The organism is Pseudomonas sp. GW822-FHT03F04 (genome assembly GCF_058801405.1).
Genome location: NZ_JBXANF010000004.1, coordinates 228,355 through 246,591 on the forward strand (window position 1 = coordinate 228,355; position 18,237 = coordinate 246,591).

Genomic DNA, 18,237 nt, shown 5'->3' on the forward strand with positions numbered 1-18,237 from the left:
ATGACCCTGACTGCGACCACGTCCCACACCGTCGGGCCGTATTACCACATCGGCCTGACCTGGCTGAACCGCGAAAACCTCGCCAATGAACTGACCCTCGGCCAGCGCGTGGCGATCAGCGGGCAAGTGGTGGATGGCAACGGCGATGTCGTCAACGACGCCATGCTCGAAGTCTGGCAGGCCAACGCCGCCGGCAAATACGATCACCCGGAAGACGAACAGGCCAAACCGCTGGACCCGAATTTCGAAGGTTTCGGCCGGGTGCCGGTGGATGCCGAAGGGCGCTTCCGTTTCACCACGATCAAACCGGGCACGGTCGAAGGCCTGAAAGGCTCGACCCAGGCGCCGCATCTGGTGGTGCTGGTGTTTGCGCGCGGGTTGGTGAAGCACTTGCTGACGCGGATTTATTTCGAGGGCGATCCGGCGAACGTCAATGATCCGCTGCTCGAATGCGTACCGGCCGAGCGCCGCACCACGTTGCTGGCCAAGCCGGATGCGGCGGGCGTTTATCAGTGGAATGTGATCCTGCAGGGCACTGACGCGGAAACCGTGTTCTTCGATTATTGAAAGAACACTGCACCTTCCCTGCCACAGGGAAGGTGGGTCGCTGATCCAATGTGGAACGGGACTGTTGCGAAGTGTGTCTAGACTCTCACTGTCCCTATCGAGTGAAAAACAATGACAACCACCACAGCTCATTACACCGGTGAGGAGCGCAGCAAGCGTATCTTCGCCATTGTCGGCGCCTCGTCCGGCAACCTGGTCGAATGGTTCGACTTCTATGTCTACGCCTTCTGCGCGATCTACTTCGCCCCGGCGTTTTTCCCCTCCGACAACCCCACGGTGCAGTTGGTCAACACCGCAGGCGTGTTCGCCGCTGGGTTCCTGATGCGACCGATCGGCGGCTGGATCTTCGGCCGGGTGGCGGACAAGCACGGGCGCAAGAACTCGATGCTGATCTCGATTCTGATGATGTGCTTCGGCTCGTTGCTCATCGCCTGTCTGCCGACCTACAACAGCATCGGGGTCTGGGCGCCGGTGCTGTTGCTGTTCGCGCGCCTGTTGCAGGGCTTGTCGGTGGGCGGTGAGTACGGCACCACCGCGACCTACATGAGCGAAGTGGCACTCAAGGGCCAGCGCGGTTTCTTCGCTTCCTTCCAGTACGTGACGCTGATCGGCGGGCAACTGCTGGCGGTGCTGGTGGTGGTGATCCTGCAGCAATTCCTCTCTGAAGATGAACTGCGGGCCTACGGCTGGCGGATTCCGTTTGTGGTCGGGGCGGTGGCGGCGCTGATTTCGCTGTTCCTGCGTCGCGCCTTGAAAGAAACCACCAACAAGGAAATACGCGAACACAAAGACGCCGGCAGCATCCGAGCGCTGTTCCGCGATCACAAGGCTGCGTTCATCACCGTCCTCGGCTATACCGCCGGTGGCTCGCTGATTTTCTACACCTTCACCACGTACATGCAGAAGTACCTGGTGAACACCGCCGGCATGCACGCCAAGACCGCGAGCTTCATCATGACCGGCGCGCTCTTCTTATATATGTGCATGCAGCCACTGTTCGGCATGCTCGCCGACAAGATCGGCCGGCGTAACTCGATGCTCTGGTTCGGCGCTCTCGGCACGCTGTTCACTGTGCCGATCCTGTTGAGCCTGAAAAGCGTCAGCAGCCCGTTCCTGGCCTTCGTGCTGATCACCGTGGCGCTGGCGATCGTCAGTTTCTACACCTCGATCAGCGGCCTGGTGAAAGCCGAAATGTTTCCGCCGGAAGTCCGCGCCCTCGGCGTCGGCCTGGCCTACGCGGTGGCTAACGCGATCTTCGGCGGTTCGGCCGAATACGTGGCCCTGAGCCTGAAAGCCGGGGGCATGGAAAACGCCTTCTACTGGTACGTCACGGTGATGATGGCGGTGGCGTTCCTGTTCAGCCTGCGCCTGCCGAAGCAGGCCGCCTACTTGCACCACGATCTCTAAACCGAAGTGCGCGGGTCACAACGGCCCGCGCCTGCAAGGACTGTTTATGACTCAGCGACCGGGCAATCAATTGTTCGATGCCTATTTCACTGCCCGCGATATGCGCGACGTGTTCTGCGATCAGGGCCGGGTGCAGGCGATGCTCGACTTCGAAGCGGCGCTGGCCCGGGCCGAAGCGCGGGTCGGGGTGATTCCGGCGAGTGCTGTGGCATCCATCGAAAACGCCTGTCGCGCCGAGCTGTTTGATTTCGCCGCGTTGGGCGAAGCCATCGCCACGGCGGGCAATTCGGCGATTCCGCTGGTCAAGGCGTTGGGCAAACGGATTGCCGCAACCGATGTCGAGGCCGAGCGCTATGTGCATCTGGGCGCCACCAGCCAGGACGTGATGGATTCCGGGCTGGTGCTGCAATTGCGTCAGGCGCTGGAACTGATCGAAGGGGAGCTGGCGCAACTGGCCGAGGCCCTCGCGGCCCAGGCGCAACGTTACTCGGCGACGCCACTGGCCGGGCGCACCTGGCTGCAACACGCGACGCCGGTGACCCTCGGCATGAAGATCGCCGGCTGGCTCGGCGCGGTCACCCGCAGCCGTCAGCGTCTGTGCGAACTAAAGCCGCGCCTGCTGGTGCTGCAATTCGGCGGCGCCTCGGGCACCCTCGCAGCGCTGGGCGAACAGGCATTGCCGATTGCCCATGCGCTGGCCGAAGAACTGCAACTGACCCTGCCGGAACAACCGTGGCACACCCAGCGTGATCGCATCGTCGAGTTCGGCGCGGTGCTCGGTCTGATCGCCGGCAGCCTCGGCAAATTCGGCCGCGACATCAGCCTATTGATGCAGACCGAAGCGGCAGAAGTATTTGAACCTTCAGCACCGGGCAAGGGCGGTTCCTCGACCATGCCGCACAAGCGCAACCCGGTAGGCGCGGCGGTGTTGATCGGCGCGGCCACCCGTGTTCCGGGCCTGGTCTCGACTTTGTTCAGCGCCATGCCTCAGGAGCACGAGCGCAGCCTCGGCTTGTGGCACGCCGAATGGGAAACCTTGCCGGACATCTGCTGCCTGGTGTCGGGCGCGCTGCAACAGGCGCGGCTGCTGGCCGACGGTCTGGAAGTCGATGCCGCGCACATGGCCCGCAACCTGGAATTGACCCAAGGCCTGGTGCTGGCCGAAGCGGTGAGCATCGTCCTTGCGCAACGGGTTGGCCGCGACACCGCGCATCATCTGCTCGAACAATGCTGTAAACGGGCGGTGGCCGAACAACGCCATCTGCGTGCGGTACTCGGCGACGAACCGCAAGTGACCGCCGAACTCAGCGCTACCGAACTGGATCATCTGCTCGATCCCGCCCATTACCTTGGCCAGGCGCGGGTCTGGGTCGAGCGTGCGGTGGCCGAACATCACGCGTTATCTGTCTGAAGGAGAGGGCTGTGGCTTTCGTTCAACTCGCCGATGGCGAACTGCATTACTCATTGGAAGGCCCGGTCGATGCGCCGGTGCTGGTGCTGTCCAACTCGCTGGGCACCGATCTGCACATGTGGGACGCCCAGATGCCGGCGTTCACCGAGCACTTTCGCGTGCTGCGTTTCGACACCCGTGGCCACGGCCAGTCGCTGGTGACGCCGGGCCCTTACAGCATCGAGCAACTGGGCCGCGACGTGCTGGCACTGCTGGATGCGCTGCACATCGAACGTGCGCATTTCTGCGGTCTGTCGATGGGCGGCTTGATCGGCCAGTGGCTGGGGATCAATGCCGGTCAACGTCTGAACAAGCTGATCGTGTGCAATACCGCCGCGAAAATCGGCGATCCGTCGGTGTGGAACCCGCGCATCGAAACCGTGCTGCGCGACGGCCCGGCGGCGATGGTCGCGTTGCGCGATGCATCGATTGCCCGCTGGTTTACGCCCGATTTTTCGGCGGCCAATCCGGCAGCGGCCAAGCAGATCACCGACATGCTGGCCGCGACCAGTCCTGAAGGTTACGCCGCCAACTGTGCGGCGGTGCGCGATGCAGATTTCCGTGAGCAGTTATCGTCGATCAAGGCGCCGCTACTGGTGATCGCCGGTACTGAAGACGCAGTGACGCCGCCGTCCGGCGGACATTTCATTCAGGAGCATGTGCGCGGCGCCGAGTACGCCGAGTTTTATGCCGCACACCTTTCCAACGTTCAGGCCGGCGACGCGTTCAGCGACCGCGTTCTGACATTTCTGCTGGCCGCTTGAGGGGATTTCCGTGGACGAGAAACAACGTTACGACGACGGCATGCAAGTACGCCGTGCGGTCCTCGGCGACGCCCATGTCGATCGCAGCCTGACCACGCTGACCGAGTTCAACTCGGAGTTCCAGGAAATGATCACCCGTCATGCCTGGGGCGACATCTGGACCCGTCCGGGCCTGCCGCGCCACACCCGTAGCCTGATCACCATTGCCATGCTGATCGGCATGAACCGCGAAGGCGAACTCAAGTTGCACCTGCGGGCGGCCGCCAACAATGGCGTGAGCCGTGGCGAGATCAAGGAAGTGATCATGCAGAGCGCGATCTACTGCGGAATTCCGGCGGCGAATGCGACCTTCCATCTGGCCGAGTCGGTGTGGGATGAGTTGGGTGTCGAATCCCGAGAGTGAAAGCGTTCAAGCGGACGCCATCGCTAGCCGGTTCGCGATGGCGGCCGTGGCTCTGATCAATCAAACCCTGGGAAGCGAAGAGGGTGGGTCACCTGAGTCCTTCAGGTGCTCCCTCTCTACCTCGGCGGCTGGCGGCGTGCCATTAATCCTGACGGATGGCACAGCGACCTAGAGCAGGCTGATCGGGTAACTGATGATCAACCGGTTCTCGTCGAACTCGTTGTTGCTGAAGTCGCGACGCATGGTCGAGTTGCGCCATCTGACGTTCAGATTCTTCAGCGTGCCGCTCTGCACGGTATAGCCCAGTTCCGATTCGCGGCCCCATTCCTTGCCGTCGGTGATGGTGCCGGTGTGCACATTGTCGCCGCTGATGTAGCGGTTCATCAGGGTCAGGCCGGGCACGCCGAGGGCGGCGAAGTTGTAGTCGTGGCGCAGTTGCCAGGAACGTTCCCGGGCGTTGTCGTAGCTTGAGTTGTAGCTGTCGTTGGCGAGGGTGCCGCCGCTGGTGCCGTTGACCCGCATCCAGGCGCTGTCGCCCGTGAGTTTTTGCAGGCCGACGTAGAAGGTGTTGCCGCCGTATCGCGCGGAGAACATCCCCGACCAGGTCTTGTTGTCGAGCTCGCCGGCCCGGGCGCTGCCGTCGTCCTTGCCGTAGAAGAAACCGAGGTTGGCGCCCAAGGTCCAGTCGCCCAGCGGCTGGCTGTGGATCAGATTGACGTACTGCTGGCTGTAGATGTCCTTGAGTTCGGCGTTCCACAGGCCGATCTGTGTGCGCTTGTCGTTGAATACATATTCGCCGCCCTGGAAGTTGAAGCGATCCGAGGTGAACGCCGCTTTGCCGAACATCGACATGTCGCTCATGCTGCTGTCGTCACGGGGGCTGTTGGCGCGGAACTGGCCGCCATACAGGGTCAGGCCGGCGATTTCCTTCGAGGTGATCTGCCCGCCGCGAAAGGTCTGCGGCAGCGAGCGGCCGTCGTCCGAACGCAGGATCGGCAGCACCGGCATCCATTCTCCGACCTTGATTTCGGTCTGCGACAGCTTGGCCTTGAACGCCACGTTGGTGCGACCAAAGTTGTCCGCCGGGCGACCGTCATGATCCAGCGGCAACAGTTGCGTGCCGCCGGTGCCTTTGCCGCCATCGAGTTTCACCGAGTACAGCCCCAAGACGTCCATGCCGAAACCGACGGTGCCTTGAGTGAAACCGGACTTGGCATCGAGGATAAAGCTTTGCGTCCACTCTTCGGCCTTGCCCTGAGCCTTGGTCGGGTTGGTGAAATTGCGATTGATGTAGAAGTTGCGCAGGTTCAGGTCGGCCTTGGCCCCTTCGACGAAACCGGCTTCTTCGGCCACGACGGGCAAAGCGGCGCCGGCCAGTGCCAGGGCGATCAGGCTGAGTGCGTAAGGTGTTGTGGAACGTGTCATGGGCTCGGGTCTCTCTAATTGTTTGGGATGAAGCAGTTCGCAGCCGCAACCGGAGGTTGCAGACAAGAAACGGACTCGATGAAACGAAGGGCGGGATCAGCCCGAGCGGGGAGGACGCGTGGTCATGGGGATGAACCTGTTTTTATTGGTTTTGTTGGTGTGGGCAATGGTGAGGGGGATCGGCACGGGGATTCAATCGGGGTAAACAGGGTTTTGTGCGATTATCGAACGCTAATCGGCGAGGGTTTTATTTTCCGTTCTCAGCGCATTCTTAATGAAATCCCGTGTTTATGTTTCGTATTAACGAGTTGTTCCGGCGGCGTTCTATTAATGGCGATTGTGGATGTGCTTATTTCTTTAGTTGTAGGAAATTACCTACAGTAATTGTTGTAATAAAGGCTCTCTCAATTATCGCGGGTTCAACTTAATAATTGGCGTTATCGCTTATCGTGAAAAGGTTTAACGGGAAGCTGCGTTGTAACTGGCAAAGGAAACAGGCATTGCTATATTCAAAATTCTCGAAAGGGGCAGGGAGATTTGTTGTCGCTCTCGAGAGAATTAATTATTGATAACAAGGAGAGATAACATGCCTGCAAAAGTGAATCAGGAACGTCTCGCGACGGTGGTCGGTCGTGCCCTTATTGATAAGGACTTTGCGGAACAGTTGCACAAGGATGCTGAAGGCGCGGCCAAGGGCATTGGTGTGCACTTGAGCGCAACCGAACTGAGCGCCGTCAAGAATATTGATGTGGCAAAACTGGGCACCGCGGGGGCGGGTATTCGCGACAAACTGGGAACGGCTGCGATCTTTGACCAGCAACAACAGATTCAGGCACGGATGGACTGATGCCCGGGGGGCTGTTTGGCGTGTCGTGGAGCGGCGATCCGGCTCTGTGCGCGCCAAATGGCCCGATTGCAAAGTGCATGCAGAGGGAGTGAGCGACGTATGTCAGTCACCTTGATTCCCATGGACGACGCGGACTTTGTGACGTTCACCGAAAGGGCGGTCGACGAGTATGCCCAAGGCATGGTCGCCTCGGGAGAATGGAGCCAGGCAGAAGCCTCGCACCGATCCGCCACGGCTTTCGCGCAGTTGCTGGACAAGGGACGGCTGACCGAAAACCATCAGCTCTGGGTGATCCGGGACAGCCAGCGACGCATCGGCGAGTTGTGGATCGCCCGTCGACATGTCGGCACGAAGCCGATTGCTTTCATCCTGGATATCTACATCGAGCCTGGCGAGCGCCGTCAGGGGCATGCCCGGCAATCGATGCTGGCCGCCGAAAACTGGGCGCGCCAGAACGGCTGCGAGGAAATGCGTCTGCATGTGTTTGGCCGCAACCTGCCGGCGCGTGGTCTTTATGAACAATTGGGCTATGACATCGCCAGTCTGACCATGGCGAAACCATTGCCGCCTGCCTGAAAGGATGGTTGAAAAATGGATATTGGAAACCAAGGCGAATTTGATTCGACGGTTGATGACTTGTTTAAAGGGAACACATTTCTTGCTGATGCCAGATATTCAAGATTTGAAATATTACTTGAACATGTCAGTCGCAATCGTTTCACCATCTTCATGGTTTTATATGCCGAATTATTCAAGTTGTTTTCCGGGGAGTCGCGGTGTTCGGTGTTTTTCGATCAGGCGGTGGAACTTGTATTGCTACCACCCCGTGAGCAGGCTTCGATTATCAATGACCCGGTCTTTCAGATATGGACCGGGCAGGCGTTTCGTTTAACCAATCACTTTCTGGTCGGAAAGTCAGAGAGTACTGCCGAACTGGAAAAGACATTATTCGAGTTTCCCGAGATGCTCGACAGGGTCAAGGCCCGGAGCAAGTCGGTCGTGGTTCAGAACGACCCGCCGGTCTACCGGTTCGACGCCGATCCGCTGATCATGCAGGCCACGCCGCCCAGTTATGAATTCCCGGAAGACGAAGCGACCCGCAAGCGTCTGGAGCGCGGCGGTGTTTCCAGTCGGTTCTTCGCTGACGTGGTAAAGATTGCCTTGTTGCGGATCGAGCACACCTGGCCGGCCTGCCGCGAACAGATGAAGTCTCTGATCAAATCCATTTGTTACCTGCCGGACGGTACCTTTCGCAGTTGTTCGGCTTCGCGCTACACCGGCGTCATCCTTCTGGCGAGCCGGGATGACTCGATTCTCGATCTTGAGGAATCCCTGGTGCATGAGGCGACTCATCAGTTGCTTTATCACGTCGTCGAGGTGTCGGCGGTCGTCGACCCCGATGCTTCGCAGGAGGCGTCATTCAGCTTGCCGTGGTCGGGCCAGAAACGTGACCTGTATGGCTACTTTCATGCGTTTTACGTGTACATCGCGCTGGTCAAGTACATGGAACGGGTGCGGTCGCGTTCCGACGAGGAATTGCAGCGGGCGCAGAACCGTCTGCTGTTCATTCTGCGGGGGTTGATCCGGGCCTTGCCGGACCTTCAAGGCAGTGAGGATTTCACGCCCCACGGGCGCCAGTTGCTGGAAAACCTTGCCGCCGAGGTGCGGGCCATGGAGAGCAAATACGCCGGGCGGCTGGCCGCTGCGGCGCCATTGACCACGACGCCGCCGGTATTGGGTGCAACGGCCTGAGCCCGGGAGGCAATCATGACGATGTTCGATGCTTCGCGGTTTCCCGAGGCCGGGGTAGGGCTGGAGTATCACTTGCCCCGGCACCGGGTTGCGGATCATGCAGTCGATCCGACTCTGGAGCGGATCCTCGCCGAAGGCCTGCCATATTTCGATTACCTGGAGTTTCAGCCGACCCACAGCATCCTCGAGCCGCGACTGCTCGAAGTCGGGGAGCAGACGCCCAGTCTGTTGCATTCCTCCAGCCTGTCTCTCGGCAGTGTGGGCATCGCGATGGATCGCGAGTTTCTGCAGATGACCCGACGGCTGTGCGACAGAACCCGATCACCCTGGCTGGCCGAGCACATTTCCTGGTCGCGGTTTCACGGCGGCGACACCCAGCACTTCATCTTGCCGACCCTGGCAGCGGAAGTGGCCGACACGGTGGTTGCCAACGCCCTTGAACTGCAAGCGCTGACCGCGACACCGCTGGTGCTGGAAAACGCGCCACGTCTGTTTTCATTGGCCGACGCCCCCGAGCAGTCGGAAGGCGAATTCATTTCAAGCGTGGTGCAGCGCAGCGGTGCGGGGTTTCTGCTGGATCTGGATAGCGCCATCACCACCGCCAAAGCGCTGGGTTACGACTTCAAGGATTATTTGCGTTCGTTGCCGCTGGATCGGCTGATTGAAATCCACACCGGGCATCCGCGCCGGGACTGGGACCTGTTGGCGCAGCTGTTTGCGGTGTCCCCGGTCAGGGCGGTGACGCTGGAATGGGACATCGCCGACAGAGCCGACGATGCGCAACTGGAAGTCCTGATTCGCGACATCAAGCGTCTCAAGCCCAGGGATATGTTCTGGCAGGGCCGCGAGCCGCCGCCAGCGCCGGACACTCAGGCCCTCGAGCCCGGCTCGTTGCTCAAACTCAGGGAAAGCGTGTGGTTCAGTGTCGGGTCTTCATCATTCGTGCTGCGGGATCGGCAGTCAGGCCTGAGTCTGGATTTCTGCCTGACGTTGCTGCCGTTGTTGAACCACTTCATGACCCCGCATTCGCTTGAGAGTGCGCTGATGCTGCCGGGCGTTTTGAATAGCCCGGAGCAGGGCAGTCATCTGGCTTTTTTGCAGGCGCTGGTGAGTCACGGGATTGTGCAGCCTGTCGCAGGTCCGCGGGACAGGGTGCACAGGCAACCGCTCAAGCTCTGGTCGCGCTGGGAGGCGGCGCTGGAGTTTTACCTCAGCACCCGCACCGGTTTGCAGACGCCCTACGTCAGCGTCGTCGAGCTTGAGGCCGAGCTTGAACAGAAGGCCTCGCAGCAGCGTCAGCCGTCATCCTTCAAGGACTATCACTCTCATCCTTTCATTGCCCTGGAAAACCCGCTGCTGGTGCCCGGCGAGACCCTCGCCGAAACGACACTGCTTGATTCGCTGTGCGCCCGGCGTACGTCTCGGGCGTTCAGCGGCAAGCCGTTGACCCCGACGCAATTGTCCCTGCTGCTCTATTACACCTGGGGCGTGACCGCGATGGAGCCGAACGGTATGGGCGATTATTTCCTGAAGAAAACCTCGCCCTCCGGCGGCTCGCTGCAAGCCACCGAGGTGTATGCGGTGCTGATGAATGTGCAGGGTTTCGAACGGGGGCTTTATCACTACTCCGTACGTCGTCACGGATTGGAGTTGCTGTCGCGGGAAGATCCTAGAACCTGGATCAGCGAGGCCAGTGGCGGGCAACCCTGGGTGAAGGACGCGGCCGCGGTGTTCGTGTCCACCGCGCGGGTCGAGCGGTTGTCCTGGAAGTACGAGTTCAGCCGGGCGCTGCGGGTAGCGCTGATGGATGCCGGACACCTGAGCCAGACGTTTTCACTGGTGGCCACCGCGCTGAACCTCGGGTGTTTCACCACGGCGGCCCTGCGCGATGAAATGTTCGAAAACCGCCTGGGGCTCGATTATCTGGAAGAACCGGTGTTTCTGCTCAACGGTGTCGGCGGCTGAAGGCGTTGCGCAGACAACAAAAAGCCCACCGAATGGTGGGCTTTTTGTTTATCGCGAGACGATCAGAACAACTTCATCTTCGGCGCTTCTTCTTTCAGCGGCTCGTTCTGCGCGGTTTGCGCATTCCAGCCACCACCCAGTGCCTTGTACAGGTTGACCGCACTGGTCAGTTGCGCAAGGCGGTCGGTGATCAGGGCCTGTTGGGCGCTGAACAGCTGACGCTGGGCATCGAGGAAGGTCAGGTTGCTGTCGACGCCAATGCGGTAGCGACGCTCGGCCAGACGGTAGTAATCCTGGTTGGCCTGAACGAAGTCACGCTGCGCCTGCAACTGCTCGGTGTAGGTCTGGCGCGCGGCCAGGCCATCGGCGACTTCCTGGAAGGCCGTTTGAATGGACTTCTCGTAGTTCGCCACGCCAATGTCCTTCTGGATCTTGGCGTAGTCGAGGCTGGCGCGCAGGCTGCCGGCGTTGAAGATCGGCAGGTTGATCTGCGGCTGGAACAGCCACGTGCCCGAACCGCCCTTGAACAGGCCGGACAGGTCCGGGCTCAGGCTGCCCGCGTTGGCGGTCAGGCTGATGCTCGGGAAGAACGCTGCGCGGGCCGCGCCGATGTTGGCGTTGGCCGCCTTCAGGTTGTACTCGGCCTGAAGGATGTCCGGACGACGTTGCAGCAGATCCGACGGCAGACCGGCCGGCACATCGCTGAGCAGGTCATCCGACAGCGGTTTGGCCGCTTGCAGGTTGGCCGGCACGCCGGTGCCGAGCAGCAGAGTCAGGCTGTTTTCGTCCTGAGCCACCTGGCGGGTGTAGCGCGCCAGTTGTGCACGGGCGTTTTCAACCGAGGTGCGCGACTGCGCCAGGTCCAGCGCCGAAGCCACACCGACTTCGTTGCTGCGGCTGGTCAGCTTGTAGCTTTCCTCGAAGGCACCGAGGGTGTCCTGAGTCAGCTTCAGCAGTTCCTTGTCGGCCTGCCAGGTCAGGTAGGCGTTGGCCACGCTGGCCACCAGGCTGATCTGGGTGCTGCGGCGCGCTTCTTCGGTGGCGAAGTATTGTTGCAGCGCTTGTTCGCTCAGGCTGCGAACCCGACCGAACAGGTCGAGTTCGTAGGCGCTGATGCCGACGGTGGCGGTGTACGAACTGGTGATGTTCGCTTCACCGGTCTGCGACGCACGGGCCGGAACCCGCTGACGGCTGCCGCTGGCATTGGCCGACACTGCCGGGAACAGATCAGCACGCTGGATGCGGTACTGAGCGGCATAGGCGTCGATGTTCAGCGCCGCGACACGCAGGTCGCGGTTGTTTTCCAGGGCGACCTGGATCAGCTGTTGCAGGGCAGGGTCATGGAAAAACTGCTTCCAGCCTTGCTCGGCAGCGGCCTGCGCCGGTGCCTGGGCCGGCGAGTACGCCGGGCCCTGCGGGAATTGCGCGGCCACCGGTGCTTGCGGCTGCTGATAATCCGGTATCAGCGAGCAACCGCTCAGCACGAAGGCGGCGACTGCGATGGAGAGTAGCGACTTGCTCATTGGCCAGCCTCTTTAGGAGTTTCTATGGCGTCATCCTTGCCGGCGTTTTTGCGCTGGCCCATGGACGACACAGTGACGAAGAACAGTGGGACCCAGAAGATCGCCAGGATCGTGGCCGTGAGCATACCGCCAATCACGCCGGTACCGATCGCGTGTTGACTGCCCGAGCCTGCGCCGGTGGAGATCGCCAACGGTACAACACCGAGGACGAAGGCCAGCGACGTCATGATGATCGGTCGCAGACGCATGCGGCAGGCTTCGATCGCTGCATCGCGCAGACTGCGCCCTTGCTCGTGCAGCTCCTTGGCGAATTCGACGATCAGAATGGCGTTTTTAGCCGCCAGACCGATGGTCGTCAACAGACCTACCTGGAAGTACACGTCGTTCGACAGGCCGCGCAGGCTGGTGGCCATCAGCGCACCGATGATCCCCAGCGGCACCACGAGCATGACCGCGATCGGAATCGACCAGCTTTCATACAGCGCCGCCAGACACAGGAACACCATCAGCAGCGACAGAGCGTACAGCGCTGGCGCTTGCGAGCCGGACAGACGTTCCTCGTAGGACAGACCGGTCCAGGAGATACCGACACCTGGCGGCAGCTTGGCGGCAATCGCTTCGACTTCGGCCATCGCTTCACCGGTCGAGTAGCCCGGCGCCGGAGAACCGAGGATCTCCATCGCTTCTACACCGTTGTAGCGCGCCAGTTTCGGCGAACCGTAGATCCACTCGCCCTTGGCGAACGCGGAGAACGGAACCATGGTGCCGGCGCTGTTGCGCACGTACCACTTCTTCAGGTCTTCAGGGCTCATGCGAGCACCGGCCTGACCTTGCACGTAAACCTTCTTCACACGACCGCGGTCGATGAAGTCGTTGACGTAGCTACTACCGAAGGAGATCGACAGGGTGCTGTTGATGTCGGAAAGGCTCAAGCCCAGGGCACGGGCCTTCTCGTCGTCGATTTCCAGATGGTATTGCGGCTCGTCGTTCAGGCCGTTCGGACGGACCTGGTAGAGCACCTTGCTCTGCGCGGCCATGCCGAGGAACTGGTTACGGGCTTCCATCAACTTGTCGTGACCGATACCGGCGCGGTCCTGCAGGAACACGTCGAAACCGGTGGCGTTACCCAACTCCAGTACGGCCGGCGGGGCGAAGGCAAACACCATCGCATCGCGGAAAGTGAAGAAGTGCTGCTGGGCGCGTTGAGCCAGGGCAAACACGCTGTTGTTCGCGTCACGCTCGTGCCATGGCTTGAGCATGATGAACGCAAGACCCGAGCTCTGGCCGCGACCGGCGAAGTTGAAGCCGTTCACGGTGAACACCGAGGCTACCGAACTGGATTCTTTATCCAGCAGGTAGGTACGCATTTCATCGATCACCACCTGCGTGCGTTCGGCACTGGAACCGGCAGGCGTCTGTACCTGGGCGAACAGTACGCCCTGGTCTTCTTCCGGCAGGAACGCGGTCGGAATGCGGGTGAACAGCCAGATCATGCCGACCACGATCAGGATGTAGGCCAGCAGGTACGGCGCCTTGCGCTGCAGGATGTTGCCGACGCCGCGCTCGTAGCTGCGAACGCTACGGTCGAAGTTGCGGTTGAACCAGCCGAAGAAACCGCGTTTCGGCGTGCCGTGCTCGCCTTTCGGAATCGCCTTGAGCATGGTGGCGCAGAGTGCCGGGGTGAAGATCAGCGCGACCATTACCGACAGGGCCATGGCCGAGACGATGGTGATCGAGAACTGACGGTAGATCACACCGGTGGAACCGCTGAAGAACGCCATCGGCAGCAGTACCGCCGACAGTACGAGGGCGATACCGACCAGTGCGCCCTGGATCTGGCCCATGGACTTCTTGGTCGCTTCCTTCGGTGACAGGCCTTCTTCGGCCATCACCCGCTCGACGTTTTCCACCACGACGATGGCGTCGTCCACCAGCAAGCCGATGGCCAGCACCATACCGAACATGGTCAGGGTGTTGATGCTGAAACCGGCGGCCGCGAGGATGCCGAACGTACCGAGCAATACCACCGGCACGGTCATCGTGGTGATGACAGTGGCGCGGAAGTTCTGCAGGAACAGGAACATCACCAGGAACACCAGCGCGATCGCTTCGACCAGGGTTTCAACCACACCCTTGATCGATTCGGTCACCACCGGGGTGGTGTCGTACGGGAACACCACTTCCATGCCTTGCGGGAAGAACGGCTTGAGGTCGTCAATCGTCTTGCGCAGGGCCTTGGCGGTGTCGAGGGCGTTGGCACCGTTGGCCAGTTTCACCGCCAGACCGGAAGCCGGTTTGCCGTTGAACTGCGCCGCGATACTGGAGTTCTCACCACCCAAGCCGACGTCGGCAACATCGCCGACACGCACTTGCGAGCCATCCTGGTTGACCTTCAGCAGAATCGCCTTGAACTGCTCGGCAGTCTGCAGGCGGGTCTTGCCGATGATCGTGGCGTTCAGTTGCTGGCCTGGCAGCGCCGGCAGACCGCCGAGCTGACCGGAGGAAATCTGCACGTTCTGCGCCGAGATCGCGGCGCTGACATCGGCCGGGGTCAGGTTGTACTTGTTCAGCTTGGCCGGGTCGAGCCAGATGCGCATCGCGTACTGGGCACCGAAGACCTGGAAGTCACCGACACCGGCAGTCCGCGAGATCGGGTCCTGCATGTTCGACACGATGTAGTTGGACAGGTCGTCCTTGGACATGCTGCCGTCACGCGATACCACGCCGATTACCAGCAGGAAGTTCTTCACTGCCTTGGTCACGCGGATACCCTGTTGCTGCACTTCCTGCGGCAACAGCGGGGTGGCCAGGTTCAGCTTGTTCTGGACCTGGACCTGCGCGGTGTCGGAGTTGGTGCCTTGCTCGAAGGTCGCGGTGATGGTCATGCTGCCGTCGGAGTTACTTTCCGACGACACATAACGCAGGTTGTCGATACCGTTGAGCTGTTGCTCGATCACCTGTACCACGGTGTCCTGAACCGTTTGTGCCGAAGCACCCGGGTAGGTCACGGAAATCGCAATGGCCGGTGGCGCAATGCTCGGGTACTGGTTGATCGGCAACTTGAGGATCGATAGAGCCCCGACCAGCATGATCACCAGGGCAATTACCCAGGCGAAAATCGGACGGTCGATAAAAAATTTCGACATGAGTTACTCCCCTTTGCCGCCGTAGGCTTTGTCAGCTGCCTTGGCGGGTGCCGGGTTCTTGGCTACGTTGGTCGCTTCGGTCGGGTTGACCTGAACACCAGGGCGGACGAATTGCAGCCCTTCGGTGATCAGGCGATCGCCGGCTTTCAGGCCGTCTTCGATCAGCCACTGGCTGCCGACGGTACGGCTGGCCTTGAGCTGACGCAGTTCGACCTTGTTGTCCGCACCGACGACCAGCGCGGTCGGCGTGCCCTTGAGGTCACGGGTCACGCCTTGTTGTGGCGCCAGGATGGCGGCGGCGTTGACACCGGCCTGCAGCTGGGCGCGGACGAACATGCCTGGCAACAGGGTGTGATCCGGGTTCGGGAACACGGCGCGCAGGGTCACGGAACCCGTGGTCGGGTCGACCGACACTTCGGAGAATTCCAGCTTACCGTCGAGCTTGTACTGGCTGCCGTCTTCCAGGGTCAGTTTGACGGCGGCGGCGTTGTCGCCGGCCTTCTGCAGGCGGCCGCTTTCCAGTTCGCGACGCAATTCCAGCAATTCGACCGAAGACTGCGTGACGTCGACGTAGATCGGGTCCAGTTGCTGGATGGTCGCCATCGCATCGGCCTGGCCACTGCTGACCAGTGCGCCTTCGGTGACCGAAGAACGACCGATGCGCCCGGAGATCGGCGCGTAGACCTTGGTGTAACGCACGTTGATCTGCGCGCTCTGCAGCGAAGCTTCCGATTGCAGGCGATTGGACACGGCCGTGTCGTATTCCTGACGGCTCACGGCCTGTTCGTCGACCAGTTGCTTGTAGCGGTCGGAGATCGACTTGGTCGAACGCAGGTTGGCTTCGGCGCTTTTCAGGGTCGCTTCATAGACCGACGGATCGATCTGATACAGCTGCTGGCCGGCTTTGACATCGCCGCCTTCCTTGAACAGACGCTTGAGAATGATGCCGTTGACCTGCGGACGGACTTCAGCAATGCGGAACGCACTGGTGCGCCCCGGCAGTTCCGACGTGAGGGTAAAGGCCTGTGGTTGCAGGGTGACGACGCCGACCTGAGGAGGTGGTGCGGCGGGAGCCGCCTCTTCCTTTTTACATCCGCTGAGCAGCGATGCCAGGGCGACGGCAGTGACCAGAGCGGTAACAGCTGGCTTGAATTGCATGAAGATCCTCGGGTCAGGCGCGCGAAAAGCGCACAAGAAGTGTGGAAGGGTAAAAATAGGGTACCGGGTGGATAAGTAGCTTGCTAAGGAATATACTTACGTTCATGGTTGTTTGTAAATACCTTTGCCGCGTACCCACCTGGTTACAAAAGTCGTCGCAAGGTCTGAAATTGTAGGCCGGGGGAGTCGATCCGCGAGAGATCCACCCCTTTTTATTCAGCGGATATTCAGCCATCCCTGAAACATCCTGTTTGAGGTTTTACTGCCATGGTCCGTCGTACCAAAGAGGAAGCTCAAGAGACACGAAGCCAGATACTCGAAGCGGCCGAGAAAGCTTTTTATGAGCGGGGCGTTGCGCGCACGACGCTGGCGGACATCGCGACGATGGCCGGCGTGACGCGCGGCGCCATCTACTGGCACTTCAGCAACAAGGCCGACCTGTTGCAGGCGATGCTCGATACGCTGCATGAGCCGCTGGACGAGTTGGCCAAGGCCAGCGAAAGCGAGGACGAGCCAGACCCGTTGGGCTGCATGCGCAAATTGCTGATTCATTTGTTTCATCAAGTTGCGCTGGACCCGAAAACCCGGCGTATCAACGAAATTCTGTTTCATAAGTGCGAGTTCACCGATGAAATGTGCGACCTGCGCCAACAGCGTCGGACGGCCAGCCTCGATTGCAATGTGCGGATCGCGCTGACGTTGAGTAATGCAGTCAATCGTGGGCAGTTGCCGCAAGACCTCGACACCGCCCGCGCGGCCATCAGCATTCACGCCTTTATCGATGGCATCCTGTATCAATGGCTGCTGGCCCCGGACAGTTTCGAGCTGTATGCCGAAGCCGAGCGCTGGGTCGATACCGGGCTGGACATGCTGCGCCTGAGCCCCAGCCTGCGCAAATGAAACAAAATTCGTCATTAACACGGTCGCGCCGATCAACCTGCATTTATACAGGTTTGCGGCGCGAAGTTTATACGTAGCGGGCTATGTATTTTGTAGGGAAATTGTGTTGGTTCTGTGAAGGGACGCCAGCAGCAATAACTTGTCCATGGCGTCAAATATCAACACAGACCTTTGAATCTATCGATGCCGACAGTCAAGTGGATGTATAAGTAGCCGAAATATACCCTGCGAAAATCAGCCCTGCTTCTTTCAGAGTCGAGCTGATTTCGGATTGGCTATTTATCAGAGAGTAAGGCGGTTTTTCAGCGTTGAGTTTATTTTTTTAAGTCTCCCATGGAGATGTTTACATTGTAGCTATAAGGTTGGTTTTTGGGCTGTTCAATATTCCCAGTGGAGCAGATGGCCGGTGTCTTGCCTGTTGTTCGAGCTTCACCTTGAATGATCGGAGAGATAACCCCATTCAATTTTGTAAGGGTGATACTGCTCGAGAAGTAACAGGACTTGTCCCCCGATGTGAGTAGGAAGGCGTGGCCGAAGCCTGCACTGTCTCCTTCTCGTAAGCTGCTGATTTTCAAGTCTTTAGAGAACTTAAGGATGTCGAATTCGTACGGTTCGATTTTACTCCCGTCGCCCGGTTTTATTTCGATCGCACTGCTGCTGACATTATTGACGGTGAAGGCGATAACGGTTTCCTGAGGTTGAGCAGCAAAAGCACTCCCAGATAAAACGCCGATCAGGGAGAAAAGGGCGAGCAGTTTTGGAGAGTTCATGATTTATCTTCCTTGAATGTTTGGTTTGTTCGTTGGATCCAAGATGTCAGGAGTAGCTATAGTGATCCGTACATCTTTTTTTATTGTGGCGGGTTGAAAGTTAGTTGCTGAAGATTTTCAAGGGAAGTTGAAAAGGGTTTCGCTGTATTGCAATGAAAAC

General features: G+C 59.9%; 15 protein-coding genes. 10 read left to right on the forward strand and 5 right to left on the reverse strand.

The genetic code is table 11. The annotated features are described in order from the left end of the window. From pcaG to pcaC, 5 genes are all read left to right on the forward strand, one after another. Entirely contained in the window at nt 1-567 is a 567-nt protein-coding gene (gene pcaG / locus AC1RMX_RS10695; protein WP_007957832.1) for a protocatechuate 3,4-dioxygenase subunit alpha, read from the forward strand. Nucleotides 568-678: 111 nt separating this feature from the next. After that, nucleotides 679-1,974 carry an MFS family transporter gene (locus tag AC1RMX_RS10700; RefSeq protein WP_096819486.1) on the forward strand — a complete coding sequence of 432 codons (1,296 nt, stop codon included), beginning with the start codon at nt 679-681 and terminating at the stop codon, nt 1,972-1,974. A 46-nt stretch (nt 1,975-2,020) separates the two neighbouring features. After that, a complete protein-coding gene (locus tag AC1RMX_RS10705) occupies nt 2,021-3,385 on the forward strand; it encodes a 3-carboxy-cis,cis-muconate cycloisomerase (RefSeq protein WP_493071787.1) in 1,365 nt (454 codons plus the stop codon). 11 nt (nt 3,386-3,396) lie between these two features. Next, complete coding sequence (gene pcaD, locus AC1RMX_RS10710) at nt 3,397-4,188, forward strand: 3-oxoadipate enol-lactonase (RefSeq protein ID WP_493071789.1); 792 nt, start codon at nt 3,397-3,399, stop codon at nt 4,186-4,188. Nucleotides 4,189-4,198: 10 nt separating this feature from the next. Continuing rightward, nucleotides 4,199-4,591, forward strand: coding sequence for a 4-carboxymuconolactone decarboxylase (pcaC, locus tag AC1RMX_RS10715; protein ID WP_025110738.1), 393 nt, complete (start codon nt 4,199-4,201; stop codon nt 4,589-4,591). A 168-nt stretch (nt 4,592-4,759) separates the two neighbouring features. On the opposite strand, the gene AC1RMX_RS10720 is transcribed toward pcaC, so the two are convergent. Further along, on the reverse strand, nt 4,760-6,016 hold the full coding sequence (locus AC1RMX_RS10720) for an OprD family porin (protein WP_192559972.1): 1,257 nt from the start codon (nt 6,014-6,016) through the stop codon (nt 4,760-4,762). A 586-nt stretch (nt 6,017-6,602) separates the two neighbouring features. On the opposite strand from AC1RMX_RS10720, the gene AC1RMX_RS10725 reads away from it, so the two are divergent. The 4 genes from AC1RMX_RS10725 to AC1RMX_RS10740 all read left to right on the forward strand — a co-directional run bounded on the left by AC1RMX_RS10725 (nt 6,603) and on the right by AC1RMX_RS10740 (nt 10,580). Beyond that, nucleotides 6,603-6,863, forward strand: a complete 261-nt coding sequence (locus tag AC1RMX_RS10725) for an Os1348 family RiPP precursor (RefSeq protein ID WP_096819482.1) — start codon at nt 6,603-6,605, stop codon at nt 6,861-6,863. Between the two features lie 99 nt (nt 6,864-6,962). After that, complete coding sequence (locus AC1RMX_RS10730) at nt 6,963-7,439, forward strand: GNAT family N-acetyltransferase (protein ID WP_493071792.1); 477 nt, start codon at nt 6,963-6,965, stop codon at nt 7,437-7,439. Nucleotides 7,440-7,454: 15 nt separating this feature from the next. Next, nucleotides 7,455-8,615, forward strand: a complete 1,161-nt coding sequence (locus tag AC1RMX_RS10735) for an aKG-HExxH-type peptide beta-hydroxylase (RefSeq protein ID WP_493071794.1) — start codon at nt 7,455-7,457, stop codon at nt 8,613-8,615. Between the two features lie 15 nt (nt 8,616-8,630). Further along, entirely contained in the window at nt 8,631-10,580 is a 1,950-nt protein-coding gene (locus tag AC1RMX_RS10740; protein WP_493071796.1) for a multinuclear nonheme iron-dependent oxidase, read from the forward strand. A 62-nt stretch (nt 10,581-10,642) separates the two neighbouring features. Here AC1RMX_RS10740 and emhC read toward each other — a convergent pair whose 3' ends face one another. The 3 genes from emhC to emhA are packed head-to-tail and all read right to left on the reverse strand — an operon-like array spanning nt 10,643 to nt 16,407. After that, on the reverse strand, nt 10,643-12,103 hold the full coding sequence (gene emhC / locus AC1RMX_RS10745; protein WP_102621469.1) for an efflux RND transporter outer membrane subunit EmhC: 1,461 nt from the start codon (nt 12,101-12,103) through the stop codon (nt 10,643-10,645). Next, nucleotides 12,100-15,249, reverse strand: a complete 3,150-nt coding sequence (gene emhB / locus AC1RMX_RS10750; RefSeq protein ID WP_096819477.1) for an efflux RND transporter permease subunit EmhB — start codon at nt 15,247-15,249, stop codon at nt 12,100-12,102. The genes emhC and emhB overlap by 4 nt, the downstream gene beginning before the upstream one ends. Before the next feature lie 3 nt (nt 15,250-15,252). Then, on the reverse strand, nt 15,253-16,407 hold the full coding sequence (gene emhA, locus AC1RMX_RS10755; RefSeq protein WP_085712979.1) for an efflux RND transporter periplasmic adaptor subunit EmhA: 1,155 nt from the start codon (nt 16,405-16,407) through the stop codon (nt 15,253-15,255). A 267-nt stretch (nt 16,408-16,674) separates the two neighbouring features. On the opposite strand from emhA, the gene emhR reads away from it, so the two are divergent. Beyond that, nucleotides 16,675-17,307 (forward strand): efflux system transcriptional repressor EmhR, encoded by a 633-nt coding sequence (gene emhR, locus AC1RMX_RS10760; RefSeq protein ID WP_096819476.1) that lies wholly within the window; start codon nt 16,675-16,677, stop codon nt 17,305-17,307. 314 nt (nt 17,308-17,621) lie between these two features. Here the strand turns inward: emhR and AC1RMX_RS10765 are convergent, their stop codons facing one another. Beyond that, nucleotides 17,622-18,077: a hypothetical protein gene (locus AC1RMX_RS10765; protein WP_493071799.1), complete on the reverse strand. Its 456-nt coding sequence runs from the start codon at nt 18,075-18,077 to the stop codon at nt 17,622-17,624. Nucleotides 18,078-18,237: the final 160 nt, after the last annotated feature.

Coding starts and splice junctions, on each gene's coding strand:
- AC1RMX_RS10765 (WP_493071799.1), bottom strand. CDS start 18,077: ATGAACTCTCCAAAACTGCTCGCCCTTTTCTCCCTGATCGGCGTTTTA.
- emhC (WP_102621469.1), bottom strand. CDS start 12,103: ATGAGCAAGTCGCTACTCTCCATCGCAGTCGCCGCCTTCGTGCTGAGC.
- AC1RMX_RS10740 (WP_493071796.1), top strand. CDS start 8,631: ATGACGATGTTCGATGCTTCGCGGTTTCCCGAGGCCGGGGTAGGGCTG.
- AC1RMX_RS10720 (WP_192559972.1), bottom strand. CDS start 6,016: ATGACACGTTCCACAACACCTTACGCACTCAGCCTGATCGCCCTGGCA.
- emhR (WP_096819476.1), top strand. CDS start 16,675: ATGGTCCGTCGTACCAAAGAGGAAGCTCAAGAGACACGAAGCCAGATA.
- emhA (WP_085712979.1), bottom strand. CDS start 16,407: ATGCAATTCAAGCCAGCTGTTACCGCTCTGGTCACTGCCGTCGCCCTG.
- AC1RMX_RS10730 (WP_493071792.1), top strand. CDS start 6,963: ATGTCAGTCACCTTGATTCCCATGGACGACGCGGACTTTGTGACGTTC.
- AC1RMX_RS10725 (WP_096819482.1), top strand. CDS start 6,603: ATGCCTGCAAAAGTGAATCAGGAACGTCTCGCGACGGTGGTCGGTCGT.
- emhB (WP_096819477.1), bottom strand. CDS start 15,249: ATGTCGAAATTTTTTATCGACCGTCCGATTTTCGCCTGGGTAATTGCC.
- pcaG (WP_007957832.1), top strand. CDS start 1: ATGACCCTGACTGCGACCACGTCCCACACCGTCGGGCCGTATTACCAC.
- AC1RMX_RS10705 (WP_493071787.1), top strand. CDS start 2,021: ATGACTCAGCGACCGGGCAATCAATTGTTCGATGCCTATTTCACTGCC.
- AC1RMX_RS10700 (WP_096819486.1), top strand. CDS start 679: ATGACAACCACCACAGCTCATTACACCGGTGAGGAGCGCAGCAAGCGT.
- AC1RMX_RS10735 (WP_493071794.1), top strand. CDS start 7,455: ATGGATATTGGAAACCAAGGCGAATTTGATTCGACGGTTGATGACTTG.